Annotated in this window: 18 protein-coding genes; 13 read left to right on the top strand and 5 right to left on the bottom strand. The window is 69.2% G+C overall.

Going from position 1 to position 19,493, the window contains the following annotated elements:
- Positions 1–145 precede the first annotated feature (145 nt).
- From recG to mutM, 8 genes are all read left to right on the top strand, one after another.
- Positions 146–2,359, top strand: a complete 2,214-nt coding sequence (gene recG, locus OO69_RS23265) for an ATP-dependent DNA helicase RecG (protein WP_033282677.1) — start codon at positions 146–148, stop codon at positions 2,357–2,359.
- Positions 2,360–2,439: 80 nt separating this feature from the next.
- Positions 2,440–3,027 (top strand): 16S rRNA (guanine(966)-N(2))-methyltransferase RsmD, encoded by a 588-nt coding sequence (gene rsmD, locus OO69_RS23260; RefSeq protein WP_033282676.1) that lies wholly within the window; start codon positions 2,440–2,442, stop codon positions 3,025–3,027.
- Between the two features lie 26 nt (positions 3,028–3,053).
- Positions 3,054–3,533 (top strand): pantetheine-phosphate adenylyltransferase, encoded by a 480-nt coding sequence (coaD, locus tag OO69_RS23255; protein WP_199811009.1) that lies wholly within the window; start codon positions 3,054–3,056, stop codon positions 3,531–3,533.
- Between the two features lie 99 nt (positions 3,534–3,632).
- Positions 3,633–4,715, top strand: coding sequence for an ATP synthase F0 subunit B (locus OO69_RS23250; RefSeq protein ID WP_033282674.1), 1,083 nt, complete (start codon positions 3,633–3,635; stop codon positions 4,713–4,715).
- Between the two features lie 155 nt (positions 4,716–4,870).
- A complete protein-coding gene (locus OO69_RS23245) occupies positions 4,871–5,524 on the top strand; it encodes a YceD family protein (protein ID WP_033282673.1) in 654 nt (217 codons plus the stop codon).
- A 2-nt stretch (positions 5,525–5,526) separates the two neighbouring features.
- Entirely contained in the window at positions 5,527–5,700 is a 174-nt protein-coding gene (rpmF, locus tag OO69_RS23240) for a 50S ribosomal protein L32 (RefSeq protein ID WP_015657589.1), read from the top strand.
- A 19-nt stretch (positions 5,701–5,719) separates the two neighbouring features.
- Entirely contained in the window at positions 5,720–6,565 is an 846-nt protein-coding gene (gene rnc / locus OO69_RS23235; protein WP_033282672.1) for a ribonuclease III, read from the top strand.
- 79 nt (positions 6,566–6,644) lie between these two features.
- A complete protein-coding gene (mutM, locus tag OO69_RS23230; RefSeq protein ID WP_033282671.1) occupies positions 6,645–7,499 on the top strand; it encodes a bifunctional DNA-formamidopyrimidine glycosylase/DNA-(apurinic or apyrimidinic site) lyase in 855 nt (284 codons plus the stop codon).
- 13 nt (positions 7,500–7,512) lie between these two features.
- Here mutM and OO69_RS23225 read toward each other — a convergent pair whose 3' ends face one another.
- Positions 7,513–7,914, bottom strand: coding sequence for a winged helix-turn-helix transcriptional regulator (locus OO69_RS23225; protein WP_033282670.1), 402 nt, complete (start codon positions 7,912–7,914; stop codon positions 7,513–7,515).
- An 80-nt stretch (positions 7,915–7,994) separates the two neighbouring features.
- Positions 7,995–9,266 (bottom strand): CAP domain-containing protein, encoded by a 1,272-nt coding sequence (locus tag OO69_RS23220; protein ID WP_033282669.1) that lies wholly within the window; start codon positions 9,264–9,266, stop codon positions 7,995–7,997.
- 155 nt (positions 9,267–9,421) lie between these two features.
- On the opposite strand from OO69_RS23220, the gene OO69_RS23215 reads away from it, so the two are divergent.
- The 4 genes from OO69_RS23215 to OO69_RS23200 all read left to right on the top strand — a co-directional run bounded on the left by OO69_RS23215 (position 9,422) and on the right by OO69_RS23200 (position 15,752).
- Positions 9,422–9,703 carry an acylphosphatase gene (locus tag OO69_RS23215; protein ID WP_051801162.1) on the top strand — a complete coding sequence of 94 codons (282 nt, stop codon included), beginning with the start codon at positions 9,422–9,424 and terminating at the stop codon, positions 9,701–9,703.
- A gap of 393 nt (positions 9,704–10,096) precedes the next feature.
- A complete protein-coding gene (locus OO69_RS23210) occupies positions 10,097–10,297 on the top strand; it encodes a hypothetical protein (RefSeq protein ID WP_033282668.1) in 201 nt (66 codons plus the stop codon).
- A 218-nt stretch (positions 10,298–10,515) separates the two neighbouring features.
- Positions 10,516–14,121: a chromosome segregation protein SMC gene (gene smc / locus OO69_RS23205; RefSeq protein ID WP_033282667.1), complete on the top strand. Its 3,606-nt coding sequence runs from the start codon at positions 10,516–10,518 to the stop codon at positions 14,119–14,121.
- A gap of 209 nt (positions 14,122–14,330) precedes the next feature.
- On the top strand, positions 14,331–15,752 hold the full coding sequence (locus tag OO69_RS23200; RefSeq protein ID WP_033282666.1) for a sugar porter family MFS transporter: 1,422 nt from the start codon (positions 14,331–14,333) through the stop codon (positions 15,750–15,752).
- A gap of 129 nt (positions 15,753–15,881) precedes the next feature.
- Here the strand turns inward: OO69_RS23200 and OO69_RS23195 are convergent, their stop codons facing one another.
- Positions 15,882–16,241 (bottom strand): hypothetical protein, encoded by a 360-nt coding sequence (locus tag OO69_RS23195; RefSeq protein ID WP_234444509.1) that lies wholly within the window; start codon positions 16,239–16,241, stop codon positions 15,882–15,884.
- Between the two features lie 70 nt (positions 16,242–16,311).
- Positions 16,312–17,283, bottom strand: coding sequence for an LLM class flavin-dependent oxidoreductase (locus OO69_RS23190; RefSeq protein ID WP_033282664.1), 972 nt, complete (start codon positions 17,281–17,283; stop codon positions 16,312–16,314).
- A gap of 177 nt (positions 17,284–17,460) precedes the next feature.
- Here OO69_RS23190 and ftsY point away from each other — a divergent pair, with 177 nt between their 5' ends.
- On the top strand, positions 17,461–18,663 hold the full coding sequence (ftsY, locus tag OO69_RS23185) for a signal recognition particle-docking protein FtsY (RefSeq protein ID WP_033282663.1): 1,203 nt from the start codon (positions 17,461–17,463) through the stop codon (positions 18,661–18,663).
- A gap of 130 nt (positions 18,664–18,793) precedes the next feature.
- On the opposite strand, the gene OO69_RS23180 is transcribed toward ftsY, so the two are convergent.
- Positions 18,794–19,459 carry a bifunctional DNA primase/polymerase gene (locus OO69_RS23180; protein ID WP_033282662.1) on the bottom strand — a complete coding sequence of 222 codons (666 nt, stop codon included), beginning with the start codon at positions 19,457–19,459 and terminating at the stop codon, positions 18,794–18,796.
- Positions 19,460–19,493 lie beyond the last annotated feature (34 nt).

Below are 19,493 nucleotides of genomic sequence, written 5' to 3'. Positions count from 1 at the left end.
AGTGCGAACGGCGCGAGGGTCGGGCGGTCCCTGTGAGGCGGTGACCGCGGGGGATGGCCGGAGCGCGCCATCCTAGGCCTCGAACGACCCGCCTGACCAGGGGTTTCGCAAGACGTATACGGCATTGTCAGTGGCGTGGTGTGCAATGGATCTCGTGCCCGCACTGGAAGAACCACTGAAAAAGGTGCTCGGCCCCGCCACCGCGAAGGTGATGGCCGAGCATCTCGGCCTGCACACAGTAGGCGATCTCCTGCACCACTACCCGCGCAGATACGAGGAGCGGGGCCAGCTCACGCACCTCGCCGAGCTGCCGATGGACGAGCACGTCACCGTGGTCGCCCAGGTCGCCGACGCCCGTCTGCACTCCTTCGCGTCCAGCAAGGCCCCCCGGGGCAAGGGCCAGCGCCTCGAAGTCACGATCACGGACGGCAGCGGCCGACTCCAACTCGTCTTCTTCGGCTCGGGAGTTCACAAACCCCACAAGGAACTCCTGCCGGGCACCCGCGCGATGTTCGCCGGCAAGGTCTCCGTCTTCAACCGCCGTCTTCAACTCGCCCATCCGGCATACGAGTTGCTCAAGGGCGACGCCGAGGAAGCGGTGGAGACCTGGGCGGGCACGCTGATCCCCATCTACCCCGCCACCGCCAAACTGGAGTCCTGGAAGATCGGCAAGGCCCTCCAGACGGCACTCCCCAGCGCCCAGGAAGCCGTGGACCCCCTCCCGGACTCCCTCCGCGAGGGCCGCGGCCTGGTCTCCCTCCCGGAAGCCCTCCTCAAGATCCACCGCCCCCACACCAAGGCGGACATCGCCGCGGCCCGCGACCGCCTCAAGTGGGACGAGGCCTTCGTCCTCCAGGTAGCCCTCGCCCGCCGCCGCCACGCGGACGCCCAACTCCCGGCGGTGGCCCGCAAACCGTCCCCGGAAGGCCTCCTCTCCGCCTTCGACGACCGGCTTCCGTTCACCCTCACGGACGGGCAGGTGAAGGTCTCCAAGGAGATCTTCGACGATCTGGCTACGGAGCATCCGATGCACCGGTTGCTCCAAGGGGAAGTTGGTAGCGGAAAAACAATGGTGGCCCTCCGAGCCATGCTCGCCGTGGTCGACGCAGGCGGCCAGGCAGCCATGCTCGCCCCCACCGAAGTGCTCGCCCAGCAGCACCACCGATCCATCACCGAGATGATGGGGGAGCTGGCCGAGGGAGGGATGCTGGGCGGGGCCGAGCGGGCGACGAAGGTCACGTTGCTCACGGGCTCCATGGGGACCGCCGGCCGGCGTCAGGCCCTCCTCGACCTCGTCACCGGTGAGGCCGGGATCGTGATCGGTACGCACGCGTTGATCGAGGACAAGGTCCAGTTCCACGACCTGGGCCTGGTGGTGGTCGACGAACAGCACCGCTTCGGCGTCGAGCAGCGCGACGCCCTGCGCGGCAAGGGCAAGCAGCCTCCGCATCTCCTCGTCATGACCGCCACCCCCATCCCGCGCACGGTCGCCATGACGGTCTTCGGCGACCTGGAGACCTCCGTCCTCGACCAACTTCCGGCCGGCCGCTCACCCATCGCCAGCCACGTCGTCCCCGCAGCCGACAAACCCCACTTCCTGGCCCGCGCCTGGGAGCGCGTCCGCGAGGAGGTATCCAACGGCCATCAGGCGTACGTCGTCTGCCCCCGCATCGGCGACGAGGACGACGACCCCAAGAAGGCCGGCAAAGCAAAGAAGAAGTCCCCCGAGGACGAGGCGGAGAAGCGCCCACCGCTCGCCGTCCTCGACATCGCGGCCCAGCTCGCCAAGGGTCCCCTCCAAGGGCTGAAGATCGAGGTGCTGCACGGTCGTATGCACCCCGATGACAAGGACGCGGTGATGCGCCGTTTCGCCGCCGGGGACACCGACGTCCTGGTCGCCACGACGGTCATCGAGGTCGGCGTCAACGTGCCCAACGCCACGGCCATGGTGATCATGGACGCCGACCGCTTCGGCGTCTCCCAGCTCCACCAACTCCGCGGCCGGGTCGGTCGTGGCTCGGCAGCCGGCCTCTGCCTCCTGGTCTCCGAAATGCCCGAGGCCAGCCCCGCCCGCCAACGCCTCAACGCCGTTGCCTCCACTCTCGACGGCTTCGAACTCTCCCGCATCGACCTCGAACAGCGCCGCGAGGGCGATGTGTTGGGGCAGGCGCAGTCCGGTGCCCGTACGTCCCTGCGCGTGCTGTCGGTCATCGAGGACGAGGAGGTCATCGCGGAGGCGAGGGAGGAGGCGACGAGTGTGGTGGCAGCCGATCCGGAACTCACGGGGCTTCCAGGCTTGAGGACTGCCCTGGACGCCCTCTTGGACGAGGAAAGAGAGCAGTACTTGGAGAAGGGCTGAGGCTGCCCCACCCAGGGGCGCGGGGAACTGCGCGACCAGCCACAATGAAACCTGAAGACGCCCACAAGCAAGGACCCAACATGACCCGCGTGATCGCCGGCGAAGCCGGCGGACGTCGACTAGCCGTCCCGCCAGGCACCGGCACCCGCCCCACCTCCGACCGCGCACGCGAGGGCCTCTTCTCCACCTGGCAGTCCCTCCTCGGCGCCCCCCTGAACGGCGAACGCGTTTTGGACCTGTACGCGGGCTCAGGCGCCGTAGGCCTGGAGGCACTGTCCCGCGGCGCGAGCCACACCCTCCTCGTCGAGGCCGACCCGAAGGCCGCCCGCGTCATCAGGGAGAACGTCAAGAACGTCGGCCTCCCCGGCGCCGAGGTCAGGGCGGGCAAAGCGGAGCAGATCGTCCAGACGCTGGCGTCGGCGGACCCGTACGACATCGTCTTCCTCGACCCGCCGTACGTTGTCCCAGATCACGATCTTCGGGAGATTCTCCTCACACTCCGGTCCGGGGGCTGGCTCGCGCCGGACGCGCTCGTCACCGTGGAGCGCAGCACCAGAGGCGGCGAATTCGGGTGGCCGGACGGATTCGACGCGATCCGGGCCCGTCGCTACGGCGAGGGGACCTTTTGGTACGGTCGCGCCGCCTCTACGTGCGAAGACGCACGATGACCGGACCGGAGAGCGAGGGAACTCAGTTGCGCCGCGCCGTATGTCCGGGGTCGTTCGACCCCATCACCAATGGACACCTCGACATCATCGCCCGTGCCTCCCGGCTGTACGACGTCGTGCACGTCGTCGTGATGATCAACCAGTCGAAGAAGGGCATGTTCACCGTCGACGAGCGGATCGGGCTGATCGGCGAGGTCACCGCCGAGTTCGGCAACGTCCAGGTCGAGGCGTACCACGGCCTGCTCGTCGACTTCTGCAAGCAGCGCGACATCCCGGCCATCGTCAAGGGCCTGCGCGCGGTCAGCGACTTCGACTACGAACTCCAGATGGCCCAGATGAACAACGGACTGTCGGGCGTCGAAACCCTGTTCATCCCGACCAGCCCCACCTACAGCTTCCTGTCGTCCTCGCTGGTCAAGGAGGTCGCGCAGTGGGGCGGCGACATCTCCCACCTGGTGCCGCCGATCGTCCTGGAAGCGCTCCACGAGCGGCTCGGCCAGGGCTGAGGCACTGACAGTGCGTCACCCGGTGTCGGGCGGGGCGGGAGTGGTCGTACAGTCGACCCGTCCGTCTCCAACACGTCGGTAGAGAGTGGCGAGCACACGGTGGACGTGCAGAAGAAGCTCGACGAGATCGTCGCCTCGGTCTCCAGCGCCCGGTCCATGCCCATGTCGGCCTCGTGCGTGGTCAACCGCGCCGAGCTGCTCACGCTGCTCGAAGAGGTGCGCGCGGCCCTGCCGGACTCGCTGGCGGAGGCGCAGGAGCTGATCGGCGGCCGGCACGAGATGGTCGAGCAGGCCCGCCAGGAGGCCGAGCGGATCATCCAGACCGCGCACGCCGAGCGCGGCTCGCTGATCTCCGACACCGAGGTCGCCCGCCGCTCGCAGAACGAGGCGGACCGCATCCTCGCCGAGGCCCGCCAGGAGGCCGAGGAGGTCCGCGCGGAGGCCGACGACTACGTCGACTCCAAGCTCGCCAACTTCGAGGTCGTCCTCACCAAGACCCTCGGGTCGGTGGGGCGAGGCCGCGAGAAGCTGCTCGGTACCGGCCCCGGCATCGACGACCAGGGCTACGAGGACGAGGACGCCCCCGAGCGCAGCCACGACCCGGAGACCCTGCGCCGCGACGCCGACGCGTACGTGGACGTCAAGCTCGGCGCCTTCGAGGCGGTGCTCGCCAAGACCCTGGAGGCCGTAGGGAAGGGCCGGCAGAAGCTGCACGGGCGGATCGCCAGCGACGATCTCGGCGCCCTCTCCCTCGACGACGACGGCAACCAGGTCCAGCACACCAGCGACGCCGACTACCTCGCCGACCTCGCGACCGTCACGGACACCCCGGTCTCGGCCACCCCGCTCCAGCCCGAGCAGCAGGACTACGCCCCGCAGGCGGCCTACGACTACCAGCAGACCGCCCAGCAGCAGGACCCGTACGGCTACCAGCAGCAGGGTTACGCCCAGCCCCAGCAGCAGGACCCCTACGGGTACCAGCAGGCCGACCCCTACGCCTACCAGGGCTACGACACCGGCCAGCAGCCCGTGTACGACCCGAACCAGCTGCAGCAGGCCCAGCTCGACCCGCAGCAGAACCAGGGTCAGCAGGGCTACGCGCTCGACGAGACCAGCCTCTTCGACACCGGCATGATCAGCGCCGAGCAGCTGCGGGCCTACGAGCAGGGGCGCGGCCTGTAGCGATCCGGGCCGGTGGCCGAGAGCGCACACCGGATTGGGCCGTGAGCGAAAGGTCCAGTATCCTGGCTCTTCGGTCGCGTGTACGTCCGCGATCACCGCTGCCCGGAAGCACCGAAGGGCAGCGTCCCATGAGCTCAGCAGACCGAAAGACAGGGATGGCTCTGAACGCCCGCCTCGACCACCGCAACCCTCTCGTGTTCGACACTCACGAGCTGGGTCGGCGTCCTGGTGCGCTGCAGCGCCTGAACCGTTCGATCGACGCTCCCAAGGATCTCGGGATCCAGGGAGTCATCGGAGTGCCGGAAGGCGCCCCGGTGGAGCTCGACCTCCGCCTTGAGTCGGTCATGGAAGGGGTGCTTGTCACAGGCACCGCCCGTGCAACGGCCAAGGGGGAGTGCGTAAGGTGTCTGGAGCCGCTTGAGCTGTCGCTCGAAGCGGACTTCCAGGAGATGTTCTCGTACCCTGACGCCGACGACCGTGGCCGTGTGAAAGCGGAACCGGTCGACGACGCCGAGGAAGACGAGGACAGGCTCTTCATCGAGGACGGCTTGTTCGACCTCGAATCCGTGCTGCGCGATGCGGTGGTGCTCGCACTGCCGATGCAGCCGGTGTGCCAGGACGACTGTCTGGGCCTGTGCTCCGAGTGCGGGGTACGGCTCACGGACGACCCGGACCACCACCATGACGCCGTCGACATCCGTTGGGCGGCACTGCAGGGACTCGCCGGTTCACTCGAAGACGGCGAGAAGGACGAGATCAGTGGCGAAGCGCCCCGACCGGCGCGCGCCAACGAGAAGCAGGAGAAGTAGCCGTGGCTGTTCCGAAGCGGAAGATGTCGCGCAGCAACACGCGCCACCGCCGGTCGCAGTGGAAGGCTGCGGTCACCCCTCTGGTTGCGTGCGAGCGCTGCCACGAGCCCAAGCAGCAGCACATCGCGTGCCCTTCTTGCGGCACGTACAACAAGCGCCAGGTCCTCGAGGTCTGAGCGGCTGGTGAGAGGCACCATGTCTGACGTCAAGGCCGACTCAGTCGCCAAGAAACACGCGGACACAGCCTCGTCCCACACGCTGTTGGAAGGGCGGCTCGGGTATCACCTCGAGTCCGCCCTTCTGGTGCGTGCGCTGACCCACCGTTCGTACGCGTACGAGAACGGCGGTCTGCCGACGAACGAGCGGCTGGAGTTCCTCGGGGACTCCGTGCTCGGCCTCGTCGTCACGGACACGCTGTACACCACCCACCCCGACCTGCCCGAAGGCCAACTGGCCAAGCTGCGGGCCGCGGTGGTCAATTCTCGTGCGCTGGCGGAGGTCGGTCGCGGTCTGGAACTCGGCTCCTTCATCCGGCTCGGCCGGGGTGAAGAGGGCACGGGGGGCCGGGACAAGGCGTCCATCCTCGCCGACACCCTGGAAGCGGTGATCGGCGCGGTCTATCTCGACCAGGGCCTCGACGCGGCCTCCGAACTGGTGCACCGCCTGTTCGACCCGCTCATCGAGAAGTCCTCGAACCTCGGTGCCGGCCTGGACTGGAAGACCAGTCTCCAGGAGCTCACCGCGACCGAGGGGCTCGGTGTTCCCGAGTACCTGGTCACGGAGACCGGCCCCGATCACGAGAAGACCTTCACTGCTGCCGCCCGCGTCGGAGGCGTCTCGTACGGCACCGGCACCGGCCGCAGCAAGAAGGAGGCGGAGCAGCAGGCCGCCGAGTCCGCCTGGCGGTCCATCCGGGCCGACGCGGACGAGCGAGCCGAGAAGGCGAAGGAGGCGGCCGAACAACAGGCCGTCGAGACCGCCGCCGAGGCCGCTGAGCAGCCTGCCGAGGAGAACACCGACACGTCGTCGGCGTCCGCCTGACCGAACAGCGCGACCCGAGCGCCCGTCCCCGCACCGGGGCGGGCGCTCGGCTCATTCACTCGTCGTCACAGGGGATGCCATGCCCGAGTTGCCCGAGGTCGAGGTCGTCCGGCGCGGTCTGGAGCGGTGGGTCGCCCAGCGCACCGTCGCCGACGCCGAGGTACTGCATCCGCGTGCGGTACGACGTCATGTCGCCGGCGCCGACGACTTCGCGCACCGGCTCAAGGGGCACCGGATCGGTACGCCGAGCAGGCGCGGCAAGTATCTGTGGCTGCCGCTGGAGGACACCCACCAGGCGGTGCTCGCGCACCTCGGGATGAGTGGTCAACTCCTGGTCCAGCAGCACGAGTTCCCCGACGAGAAGCACCTGCGCATCCGGGTCCGCTTCGCCGACGCTCTCGGTACCGAACTCCGCTTCGTCGACCAACGCACCTTCGGCGGGCTGTCGTTGCACGACACCACCCCGGACGGGCTGCCGGACGTCATCGCGCACATCGCGCGTGACCCCCTGGACCCGTTGTTCGACGACGAGTTGTTCCACCAGTCGCTGCGCCGCAAGCGGACGACGATCAAACGGGCCCTGCTCGACCAGTCGTTGATCAGCGGAGTCGGCAACATCTATGCGGACGAGGCCCTTTGGCGGGCCCGCGTCCACTACGAACGCCCGACCGCGACCTTCACCCGCCCGCGCACCGCCGAACTCCTGGGCCACGCACGGGATGTGATGAACGCGGCCCTCGACGTGGGCGGCACCAGCTTCGACAGCCTGTACGTCAACGTGAACGGGGAGTCGGGCTACTTCGACCGCTCGCTCGACGCGTACGGCCGCGAGGGTCTGCCGTGCCGGCGCTGCGGTACGCCGATGAGGCGGCAGGCGTGGATGAACCGGTCGAGCTACTTCTGCCCCAAGTGCCAGAAGGCGCCCCGGGTTTGAGGATCCCGCGGGTCTAGAGGCCGGCGCGCGTCTCGTCGTAGCGCGTGAGGGCCGCGAGGACGTCGTCCATGCGGGACTCCACGAAGTCGACGAGTTCCTTGAGGCGTTCGGCGACGCCGTGTCCCAGCGGGGTCAACTCGTAGTCCACGCGCGGTGGGTTGGTCGGCTGGGCCTCGCGGTGGACCAGGCCGTCGCGCTCCAGGGCGTGCAGGGTCTGCGAGAGCATCTTCTCGCTGACGCCGTCGACGCGGCGCCGCAGTTCGTTGAAGCGCAGCGAGCCCTCGTGCAGCGCGCACAGGGTGAGTCCGCCCCAGCGGCCCGTGATGTGCTCCAGGGTGCCTCGGGAGGGGCAGGCCCTCGCGAAGACGTTGTACGGGAAGTTCTGCTCCTCCGTACGTTCCTGGGTCGTGTCCATTTCCTCAGAGTACGCGAACGCAGCGCTAACCAAAAGGGAGCACTAACCGGTGGTTAGTGCTCCCTGTCGGCGTGCTCGTCCTAGTACCCGAAGTCCTGCGTCCACCAGGGGCCGCCGGTGCCGAAGTGCACACCGACGCCCAGGGTCTTGAAGTCGCAGTTCAGGATGTTGGCCTTGTGGCCGGGGCTGTTCATCCAGGCGTCCATGACCGCGGCCGCGTCGGCCTGGCCGCGGGCGATGTTCTCGCCGCCGAGGTTGGTGATGCCGAGCTTCTCCGCCCGGTCCCACGGGGTGGCCCCGCTGGGGTCGGTGTGGTCGAAGAAGTCCTCGTCGGCCATCTGCGTGCTGAAGTTCTCGGCCAGGGTGGTCAGCGAGCTGTTGGCGGCCACCGGGCTGCAGCCGACGAGCGCGCGCTGTTCGTTGACGAGCTTGAGCACCTCGGCCTCGGCTGCGGCCTCCGTGGAGACCGTCACCGGTGCTTCGGCGGACTGTGTGGGCGCCGGAGTGGTGGGCTTCGCCGAGGGGGCCTTGGTCGTCGGCTCCTCGGTCGGGGTGGCCGCCGGCTTCTTCGCCGGGGCCTTGGTGGCGGGCGCGGTGGCGGACTTGGTCGGAGCCGCCGACGGGGAGGCCGCGCGGTTCGCGTCGCGGCTCGTGGAGGAGCCGTCGTCGCGGGACTCCGCGCTGCCGGACGTACCGCCCTGCTCGGTCGCCGAGTTGGACGGCGAACCGGCCGCCTGCACCTTGTCCGAGCCGCCACCGCCGCCGAGCTTGTAGTTGTCCAGCCCCGGCATCGCACCCGCGGCGACCGCGACCGTGCCGATGGCGACGGCGGCGGAGACACCGAGCAGGCCCGTCTTGACCGGCGTCGCGGTCTTGCGCTTACGGCGGCGACCGCGGCCCGGGCGTGAGCCGTCGCCCCGGGAGGCGGTGGCGCCGGCCGCCTCGGGGAAGACCACGGCGTAGTCCTCCTCGGTGGCGAAGAGATAGGCCTCGCTCTTGCGGCGGGAGTCGGCCTTGAGGCGGCTCTCGGCCTTCAGGCGGGCCTCGCTCTTCGGCGGCACCTCGTCGCCGTTCGCGTGGACCTGGCGGACCCGGTGGTCAGCGGGGCCCTGGTGGTTCACGTGGGTCTGGTGGAACTCGGCGGGGCCCTCCGGGTGGAGATAGGGCGCCATGCCGATCGTCGAGCCGTCGGCCGGGTTCCAGGCGAAGCGGTCGTTCCGGTCGGAGTGGTCGTTCCAGTCGTACGAGTCATGCGGGTCGTAGCCGCTCGTGTATGAGCCGTGCGTCTCTGTGACCCCCGTGGCGCGGCTCGTGGCGGCGCGGCCGGCGGCGGAGCGTCGGTGGCGTCCCATGTCCTTGCCTTTCGTCCTTGCGGTCAACTCGTCCGTGCGGTGACCCAGCTCACTCGATCGAGTGAGTTTCATATGAGATTCATTGGGGCGGACGGTACCGCATGGCGCGAGGGGAGCAAGTGCCCAGAGAGGTTTTGGCCGGTTAGGTTGCAGCCATGAGCGAGGATGTGCGGATGGTCGCCTGGGTGCGAGGGCGTGTGCAAGGTGTGGGTTTTCGGTGGTTTACCCGTGCCAAGGCTCTGGAGATCGGGGGCCTGAGTGGTTTTGCTCTCAATTTGGGCGACGGACGCGTCCAAGTGGTCGCAGAGGGATCACGCGAGGGCTGCCAAGGACTCCTCGACTGGCTCCAGGGGTACGACACGCCCGGGCGCGTGGATGGCGTCACCGAGATCTGGGACACACCTCGCGGCGGCTACGACGGCTTCGCGATCCGCTGAGCACAAACTGCGAAACGGTGTAAAGGGGCCCTGGCGGAAGCGAAGGGACATGCCACCGGCAGCTGCCCGCAGCGGAAACTGCCTGGTGGTTGCCAAGAACGGCTCGCTCTGGCAGGCTCCGCACCTAAGGATGATCGCCACACCCAGCGAGGCCCCGCAGGAGTCGCAGTGCCGCCCGGTCAGGGCCCTCTGCCCCCGGGTCGCCCGCCAATACGGGGCGTGATCGTGTTGACCGTCAAACTTTTTGGTGAGACTCTGAAAGCCCCGCGCACCTTAGCTGTTTGGCATGGAAGAACAGCAGAGCAAGACCCAAGACTGTCAAGCATCGCGGGTGCGATTCCCTCACGACCCACACCGCTTCGGTCGGTCACTCAGTGTGGAGGACCATCCATCATGGCAAAGGCGCTTCTCGGTTACGTCGGCGGCTCCGACCCGCGACTCCTCGCCGAGATGCGACGGCTCCAGCAACGCGTCCAGGACCTGGAATCCGAGCTCGTTCGGATCCAGGACGAGAACGACGCGCTGACGGCTGCCGCAACTCACGATTCGCTTCTCGAGCTCGACGCACGCCAGGCGGAGCCCGCGCTCACCTGATCACTGCGACGCACCACATGACAAGCAGTGGTTGAGCGCCCTGTATCAACCGCTAAGTTGTCAGAGTTTGCAAGGGACGCTTCGGCGTCCCTTCTTTCTTTCCCCCGCAAGCCTCCACCCTCTTTAACGTTTGGTGTGCCCTGCACGTTCAAGGGCGAAACCGCGGGGAACCGGACGTTCATGGAGAGAGCGAGCGGCGGAAGGTAGAGTCCAGCGGCGTGCACCTCAAGGCCCTGACCCTGCGGGGGTTCAAGTCGTTCGCCTCGGCGACCACGCTCCGGTTCGAGCCGGGGATCACGTGCGTGGTCGGACCGAACGGCTCGGGCAAGTCGAATGTCGTGGACGCGCTCAGCTGGGTCATGGGCGAACAGGGCGCCAAGTCGCTGCGCGGCGGCAAGATGGAGGACGTCATCTTCGCCGGCACCACCGGCCGCCCCCCGCTGGGCCGCGCCGAGGTGTCTCTCACCATCGACAACTCCGACGGGGCACTGCCCATCGAGTACGCCGAGGTCACCATCACGCGGATCATGTTCCGCAACGGCGGCAGCGAGTACCAGATCAACGGCGACACGTGTCGCCTCCTCGACATCCAGGAACTCCTCTCCGACTCCGGCATCGGCCGCGAGATGCACGTCATCGTCGGCCAGGGCCAGCTCGACTCCGTGCTGCACGCCGACCCCATGGGCCGCCGCGCCTTCATCGAGGAGGCGGCCGGGGTCCTCAAGCACCGCAAGCGCAAGGAGAAGGCGCTCCGCAAACTGGACGCGATGCAGGCCAACCTCGCGCGCGTGCAGGACCTGACGGACGAACTCCGCCGCCAGCTCAAGCCCTTGGGCCGCCAGGCAGCGGTCGCCCGCCGCGCGGCCGTCATCCAGGCCGACCTCCGCGACGCCCGCCTCCGCCTGCTCGCCGACGATCTCGTACGACTGCGCCAGGCGCTGAACACAGAGATCGCCGACGAGGCCGCGCTGAAGGAACGCAAGGAGGCCGCCGAGCAGGAGCTGCGCAAGGCGGTCCAGCGCGAAGGGCTCCTGGAGGACGAGGTACGGCAGCTCACCCCGCGCCTCCAGCGCGCCCAGCAGACCTGGTACGAGCTGTCCCAGCTGGCCGAGCGGGTACGCGGCACGATCTCGCTGGCCGACGCCCGGGTGAAGAGCGCCACCTCGGCCCCGCCCGAGGAACGGCGGGGCCGCGACCCCGAGGACATGGAGCGCGAGGCCGCCCGCATCCGCGAGCAAGAAGCCGAACTCGAAGCAGCCCTAGAGGCGGCCGAGCACGCCTTGGAGGACACGGTCGCCCACCGCTCCGAACTGGAGCGGGAGTTGACGGCCGAGGAACGCCGCCTGAAGGACGTGGCCCGTTCCATCGCCGACCGCCGCGAGGGCCTCGCCCGCCTCAACGGCCAGGTCAACGCGGCCCGTTCACGCGCGGCCTCCGCCCAGGCCGAGATCGACCGCCTCGCCTCCGCCCGCGACGAGGCCCAGGAACGAGCGGTCACCGCACAGGAGGAGTACGAGGCACTCCAGTCCGAGGTCGACGGCTTGGACGCAGGCGACGCGGAACTCTCCGACCAGCACGAGGAACTCAAGCGCCAACTGTCCGAGGCAGAGACCACGTTGACGGCGGCCCGGGAAGCAGCCACGACAGTCGAACGCAAGCGGGCCGCCACCCAGGCCCGCCACGAGGCACTGGCGCTGGGCCTACGGCGGAAGGACGGCACCGGGATACTGCTGGGCGCCCGTGACCGCCTCACCGGAATCCTGGGTCCAGCGGCGGAGCTGTTGACGGTGACCCCCGGCCACGAGGTAGCCCTTGCGGCAGCCTTCGGCGCGGCGGCGGACGCGATCGCCGTGACAACTCCAGCATCGGCGGCAGACGCAATCCGCCTGCTGCGCAAGCAGGACGGCGGCAGGGCGGCACTGCTGTTGGCAGGAGCCCCGGACGATCCAACACCGGGCACGAACACACCCCTAAGGGGCGCGGGGAACGGCGCGACCAGCCACGACGAGCCCGCAGACAACAGACAACCTTTCGCCGCCGATTTCGTCCGCGCCCCCGCCGAACTCATGCCCGCAGTCCGCAGACTCCTCCACAACTACGTCGTAGTAGACACCCTCGAAGACGCCGAGCAACTCGTATACACCCACCCCGAGTTGACCGCGGTCACCGCCGAAGGCGACCTGCTCGGCGCCCACTTCGCCCACGGCGGCTCCGCAGGCGCCCCCAGCCTCCTCGAAGTCCAGGCCTCCGTAGACGAAGCCGCAGCCGAACTCGAAGAACTGGCCGTCCGCTGCGAGGAGTTGGCCGAAGCCCAGCAGACCGCAGGTGAGCGCCGCAAGGAAGTCGCCGCGCTGGTCGAGGAGTTGGGGGAGCGCCGCCGAGCCGCGGAGCGCGAGAAGTCGGCCGTGGCACAGCAGTTGGGACGCCTGGCCGGGCAGGCACGCGGCGCCGCCGGAGAGGCCGAGCGATCGACCGCGGCGGCGGCACGGGCACAGGACGCCCTCGACAAGGCCGTAGAAGAGGCTGAAGTCCTCGCTGAACGGCTTGCTGTCGCTGAGGAGATGCCGGTCGAGGAAGAGCCTGACACCTCCGTGCGGGATCGGCTTGCCGCCGATGGGGCCAACGCTCGGCAGACCGAGATGGAGGCGCGGCTTCAGGTCCGTACGCATGAGGAGCGGGTCAAGGGGCTTGCAGGGCGCGCGGACTCCCTCGACCGCGGTGCCCGAGCGGAGCGGGAGGCACGGGCGCGGGCCGAGCAGCGGTTGGCGCGGCTGAGGCATGAGGCCGCCGTAGCCGAAGCCGTTGCCTTCGGGGCGCGGCAGTTGCTCGCGCACGTCGAGATCTCCCTCGCCCGCGCCGACGACGAACGCACCGCCGCCGACGCCGCCAAGGCGCGCCGCGAGCAGGAGTTGGCCGCTGCCCGGAACCAGGGGCGTGACCTCAAGGGCGAGCTCGACAAGCTCACCGACTCCGTGCACCGGGGGGAAGTGCTCGGGGCCGAGAAGCGGATGCGGATCGAGCAGCTGGAGACCAAGGCGCTGGAGGAGCTGGGGGTGGAGCCCTCGGGGCTCGTCGAGGAGTACGGGCCGCATCAGCTCGTGCCGCCCTCGCTCGCCGCCGAGGGCGAGGTGCTGCCCGATGATCCGGAGGACCCCCGCAACCAGCCCCGTACGTTCCACCGCGCCGAGCAGGAGAAGCGGCTCAAGTCAGCCGAACGGGCGTACCAGCAGCTGGGAAAGGTGAACCCGCTCGCGCTGGAGGAGTTCGCGGCGCTGGAGGAGCGGCACAAGTTCCTCAGCGAGCAGCTGGAGGACCTGAAGAAGACCCGCGCCGACCTGCTTCAAGTGGTGAAGGAGGTCGACGAGCGCGTCGAACAGGTCTTCACCGAGGCCTACCGGGACACGGCCCTGCAGTTCGAGGGGGTCTTCAGCCGACTGTTTCCGGGCGGCGAGGGCAGGTTGATCCTGACCGACCCCGACAACATGCTGACCACGGGGGTGGATGTGGAGGCCCGCCCGCCCGGCAAGAAGGTCAAGCGGCTCTCCCTGCTCTCCGGCGGGGAGCGGTCCCTGACCGCCGTAGCGCTGCTGGTGTCGATCTTCAAGGCTCGGCCCAGTCCGTTCTATGTGATGGACGAGGTCGAGGCGGCGCTCGACGACACCAACCTGCAGCGGCTGATCCGGATCATGCAGGAGCTCCAGGAGGCCTCGCAGCTGATCGTGATCACCCACCAGAAGCGGACGATGGAGGTGGCCGACGCGTTGTACGGCGTCTCCATGCAGGGCGACGGAGTGTCGAAGGTCATCTCGCAGCGCCTTCGCTAGATCTCCATCGCGCGTTCAAGTCTTGAACGTACGGCTGTCACCTGTGGGGTTGGATTTCACAGGGGACCCCCTATTGACTTCGAAACTTGAAGGCATAGTCTCTGCAACGTTGCTTTTACCTTCAGGTGGTGGGCAGCGGGAAGCTGTGCGCCACTGGAAGGGTCGCCCCCCCACCCCGGCAGCGACGCCGGTGGCCTCAGGAGTTACACGTGACCAGCACTGCGCAGGCACCTCAGTCAGGAGCCGGGTCGGCTCATCCCGAACATCTCGCGCACGTCATCTTCATCGCGGCGGCGGCCGCGATGGGCGGCTTCCTCTTCGGCTACGACAGTTCCGTGATCAACGGTGCCGTCGAGGCGATCCGCGACCGCTACGACGTGGGCTCGACGGTCCTGGCGCAGGTCATCGCCATCGCCCTGATCGGCTGTGCCATCGGCGCGGCGACCGCCGGCCGGATAGCCGACCGCATCGGCCGTATCCGCTGTATGCAGATCTCCGCCGTGCTGTTCACGATCAGCGCCGTCGGTTCGGCGCTGCCCTTCGCGCTCTGGGACCTCGCCTTCTGGCGGGTCATCGGCGGTTTCGCCATCGGCATGGCCTCCGTCATCGGCCCGGCCTACATCGCCGAGGTCTCGCCGCCCGCCTACCGCGGCCGGCTCGGCTCCTTCCAGCAGGCCGCGATCGTCATCGGCATTGCGATCTCGCAGCTGGTCAACTGGGGCCTGCTGAACGCCGCCGACGGCGACCAGCGCGGCAAGCTCATGGGCCTGGAGGCCTGGCAGGTCATGCTCGGCGTCATGGTGATCCCGGCCGTCCTCTACGGCCTGCTCTCCTTCGCGATCCCCGAGTCCCCGCGCTTCCTGATCTCCGCGGGCAAGCTGACCCGCGCGCACGAGGTACTGCGTGAGGTCGAGGGCGACGACGTCGACCTGGACGCCCGCGTCGCCGAGATCGAGCACGCGATGAAGAGCGAGCACAAGTCGACCTTCAAGGACCTGCTCGGCGGTGGCGGCTTCTTCTTCAAGCCGATCGTCTGGGTCGGCATCGGCCTCTCGGCCTTCCAGCAGCTCGTCGGCATCAACGTCGCGTTCTACTACTCCTCGACGCTGTGGCAGTCCGTCGGCGTCGACCCGACGCAGTCGTTCTTCTACTCCTTCACCACGTCGATCGTGAACATCATCGGCACCGTGATCGCCATGATCTTCGTGGACCGCATCGGCCGTAAGCCGCTGGCCCTCATCGGTTCGGTCGGCATGGTCGTCGGTCTCGCGCTGGAGGCCTGGGCCTTCTCGTACCACCTGGTCGACGGCAAGCTGCCCTCCGCGCAGGGCTGGACCGCGCTGATCGCGGCCCACGTCTTCGTCCTGTTCTTCGCCCTGTCCTGGGGTGTCGTGGTCTGGGTCTTCCTCGGCGAGATGTTCCCGAACCGGATCCGCGCCGCCGCCCTCGGCGTCGCCGCCTCCGCGCAGTGGATCGCCAACTGGGCCATCACCGCGAGCTTCCCGTCGCTGGCCGACTGGAACCTCTCCGCGACCTACGTGATCTACACGGTCTTCGCCGCGCTCTCCATCCCGTTCGTCCTGAAGTTCGTGAAGGAGACGAAGGGCAAGAGGCTGGAGGACATGGGCTGACCGGCCCCAAGAACCAGGCCCCCCAAGAACCAGGCCCACTAAGAACCGGGCCCCGTGAGCCGGGGCCCCGCAAGCTCGGGGAGACGGGCTCCATCCCCCGCCGCCCGTCTCCCCGAAACCACCCCTCAGTCACCAGATGAGGACGCCGCCGCCGATCTCCCGGGCCCGGAGAGCGGCGGCTTCGATGTTGTCCAGGCGGCTCTCGACCAGGTCGGGACGCTCCCCGACCGCCGCGGCGACGGCCTCCAGATGCTCCCGCAGCAACGCCAGCTCGCGCAGGAACTCCGGTACGTCCGCGGCCTCGACGTACAGGTCGCTGGAGGCCAGCACGGGGAGGTACACGCAGCCCAGCGCGCGCACGGGCGCCGAACCCCACACGGTCTCGCGCCAGTTCTCGAAGCCGGCCGAGTCGTTGCACCCCTCCGGAACGTCGAGCACGTTCCACTGGCCGTCCGCGTCACGCAGGAACACATCCACAGCCAAGGTCATGACCGCAGTGGACCACCGGTCGACCGGCCGGTCCACCGGTTGCGGGTAAAGGTCACTCTCCGGATCGGCGTCACTCCCCGAGCCGCGGCAGCACCCGCTCCGCGAACAGCCGCAGGCTGCGCCACCCCTCGTCCACCGGCATCCCGCCCGACAGCGGATGCAGGACGAGGTTGTCGAGCCCCAGCGCCACACACTCGTCCGGCGTGAGGATGCGGTAGACGCCCTCCGCGCGCAGCTCCGCCACGGTCGTGGCCCCCGATTTCACCGCCGAGCGGATGTCCCCGGACTGCCAGGAGGCGTACGTCCGCGCCTCGTGCAGGAAGTGCGCCCCGTACTCGGCCCAGGCCCGGTCCGGGTCCTCGGCGATGTGCAGCAGCGGGGTCTCGGCCCCCGGCATCATGGTCCAGCCCTCGGTGCCGTACTCGACGAGCCGGTCCTTGTAGTACGCCTCCAGGTCGGGCAGGTGCGCGCTGGGGAAGAAGGGCAGACCAAGCCGCGCGGCACGGCGGGCGGCGGCCTTCGAGGAACCGCCGACCAGCAGCAGGGGGTGCGGGTCGGAGAAGGGGCGCGGGGTGACCCGTACCGTACGGCCGCGGTACTCGAACTCCTCGCCGGACCACGCCTTCAGCACCGTCTCCAGCAGCTCGTCCTGGAGCCTGCCCCGGCGCTTCCAGTCCACGTCGAACTGCGCGTACTCCTCGGGCCGGTACCCGATCCCGGCCACGGTCACCAGGCGGCCGCCGCTCAGCAGGTCGAGTACGGCGATGTCCTCGGCCAGCCGCAGCGGGTCGTGCAGCGGGCCGATGACCGCCGAGACGGTCACCGCGATGTGCCGGGTCGCGCCGAACACCGCGCCCGCGAAGGCGAAGGGCGAGGGCAGCCAGTTGTTGGCCACGCCGTGGTGCTCCTCCGTCTGCACGGTGGTGATCCCGTGCTCGTCGGCGTACGCGGCCATCTCCAGGGCGGCCCGGTAGCGGGCGCTCAGCGAGGCGGGGGTGGCGCCGGGTTCGACGAGGTTGAAGCGTACGACCGAGACGGGCATGGGAGGTCCCCCTTCGGGTGTGGCGGGGTCGTGCGTGGTGGGGGACGGTAGCTGACGGTACGTCAGATGGCCATGGGTGTGACTAGCGGCTTCCGGGGCTCCGGGCTCGGCGCGTGCGAGGTCCGGGCGCGCCCGCGCTGGGCCCCGGCGAGACCCATGGCTGATACTGGGTGGGTTATGGAAACCGTCATCCTTGCTGTAGTCATCGCCGTGGTCGTGCTCGGTGCGCTCGGCGGGCTCGTCGTCGGCAGCCGGCGCAAGAAGCCGCTGCCCCCGCCGCCCACCTCCGTGCCCGACATCACCGCCCCGCCGGCCGAGCCGCACGTCGGCGACGAGGCCGAGACCCCGCGCGACGAAGCGCGCCGGACGATAGAGGAGGTGGATCTCCCCGACGGCTCGGCCCCGGTCGCCGTCGAGGAACCCCCTGTACTGGACGTCCCCGTACTGGATGTCCCCGAGCCCACCGCAGGCCGGCTCGTCCGGCTGCGTTCGCGGCTCTCCCGCTCGCAGAACGCGCTCGGCAAGGGGCTGCTCACGCTCCTGTCGCGCGAGCACCTCGACGAGGACACCTGGGAGGAGATCGAGGACATCCTCCTCACCGCCGATGTCGGCGTGGCTCCCACCCAGGAACTCGTCGACGGGCTGCGCGCCCGCGTGAAGGTGCTCGGCACCCGGACCCCGCAGGAGCTGCGCACGCTGCTGCGCGAGGAGCTGCTCAAGCTGGTCGGCACGGATGTCGACCGGACCGTGAAGACCGAGCCGGAGGATCGCAAGCCGGGCATCGTGATGGTTGTCGGGGTCAACGGCACCGGCAAGACCACCACCACCGGGAAGCTCGCCCGGGTCCTCGTGGCCGACGGGCGGAGTGTCGTGCTCGGTGCCGCCGACACGTTCCGGGCCGCTGCCGCCGATCAGTTGCAGACCTGGGGGGAGCGGGTCGGTGCGCACACCGTGCGGGGGCCCGAGGCCGGGGATCCCGCCTCCGTCGCGTTCGACGCGGTGAAGGAGGGCAAGGAGATGGGGGTCGATGTCGTCCTCATCGACACGGCCGGGCGGTTGCACACGAAGACCGGGCTCATGGATGAGCTGGGGAAGGTCAAGCGGGTTGTCGAGAAGCATGCGCCGCTTGATGAGGTGCTGCTGGTGCTCGACGCGACGACCGGGCAGAACGGGCTTGTGCAGGCGCGGGTCTTCGCCGAGGTCGTCGACATCACCGGGATCGTGCTGACGAAGTTGGACGGCACGGCCAAGGGGGGCATCGTGATCGCCGTTCAGCGTGAACTGGGTGTTCCGGTCAAGCTGATCGGGCTTGGTGAGGGCGCGGATGATCTGGCGCCGTTCGATGCGGAGGCGTTTGTTGACGCCCTTATCGGCGACTGACGCTCCGCGGGTTGGGCGGTTCTTTTGGCCGCGCGTCGGTGGGGGCTGGTCGCGCAGTTCCCCGCGCCCCTTACGAGGCGCTGAAGTGCCCTTCTCCAAGCTGGAGAAGGGCACTTCGTCGTTCTACGGCCTATGCGCGCGACCTGTGTGCCACGTATGCCAGCGTCCCCAACAGGAGCCGTGCGGCCGGGGGTTTGGTGGCTGAGTCGAGGGCGGGGGAGCGGAGCCAGTGGACCGGGCCCAAACCTCCTCGGTCCGAGGGTGGGGCGGTGATGTGGGTGCCGGGGCCCAGGCCTCGGAGGTCGAGGGAGGTGGGGTCGTCCCAGCCCATGCGGTAGAGGAGGGAGGGGAGTTCGGCGGCGGCGCCGGGGGCGACGAAGAAGTGGGCGCGGTGGTCGGGGGTCGCCGCGACCGGGCCGAGCGGGAGGCCCATGCGCTCCAGGCGGGCCAGTGCGCGGCGGCCCGCGGGTTCGGCCACCTCGATCACGTCGAACGCGCGGCCGACCGGCAGCATGATCGCGGCGCCCGGCAACTCGGCCCAGGCGTCGGTGACTTCGTCGAGGGTCGCGCCGGCCCGTACTTCCGGGGCGAAGGTCAGTGGATGTGCGCCCGGCGCGGGGCACTTGGTGTCGCCGCAGGAACACGCGCCGCCCGCGGCCCGTGCGCCGGCGACCACGTCCCAGCCCCAGAGGCCGGTGAACTCGGCCACCGCTGTGCACTCCGACGCGCGGCCGCGGCGGCGCGTGCCGGACCGGATGTCGCGGATGGTCCGGCTGCTGCCGATCGTGAAGCCCATGCCCCCTCCAACGGGTCCAACGCACCGGTGGTTA

This window comes from Streptomyces sp. NRRL F-525, from assembly GCF_000716605.1.
GTDB lineage: Bacteria > Actinomycetota > Actinomycetes > Streptomycetales > Streptomycetaceae > Streptomyces.
The sequence above is the reverse complement of the archived record's forward strand: the minus strand, read 5'-3'. Positions and strand labels throughout refer to the sequence as shown.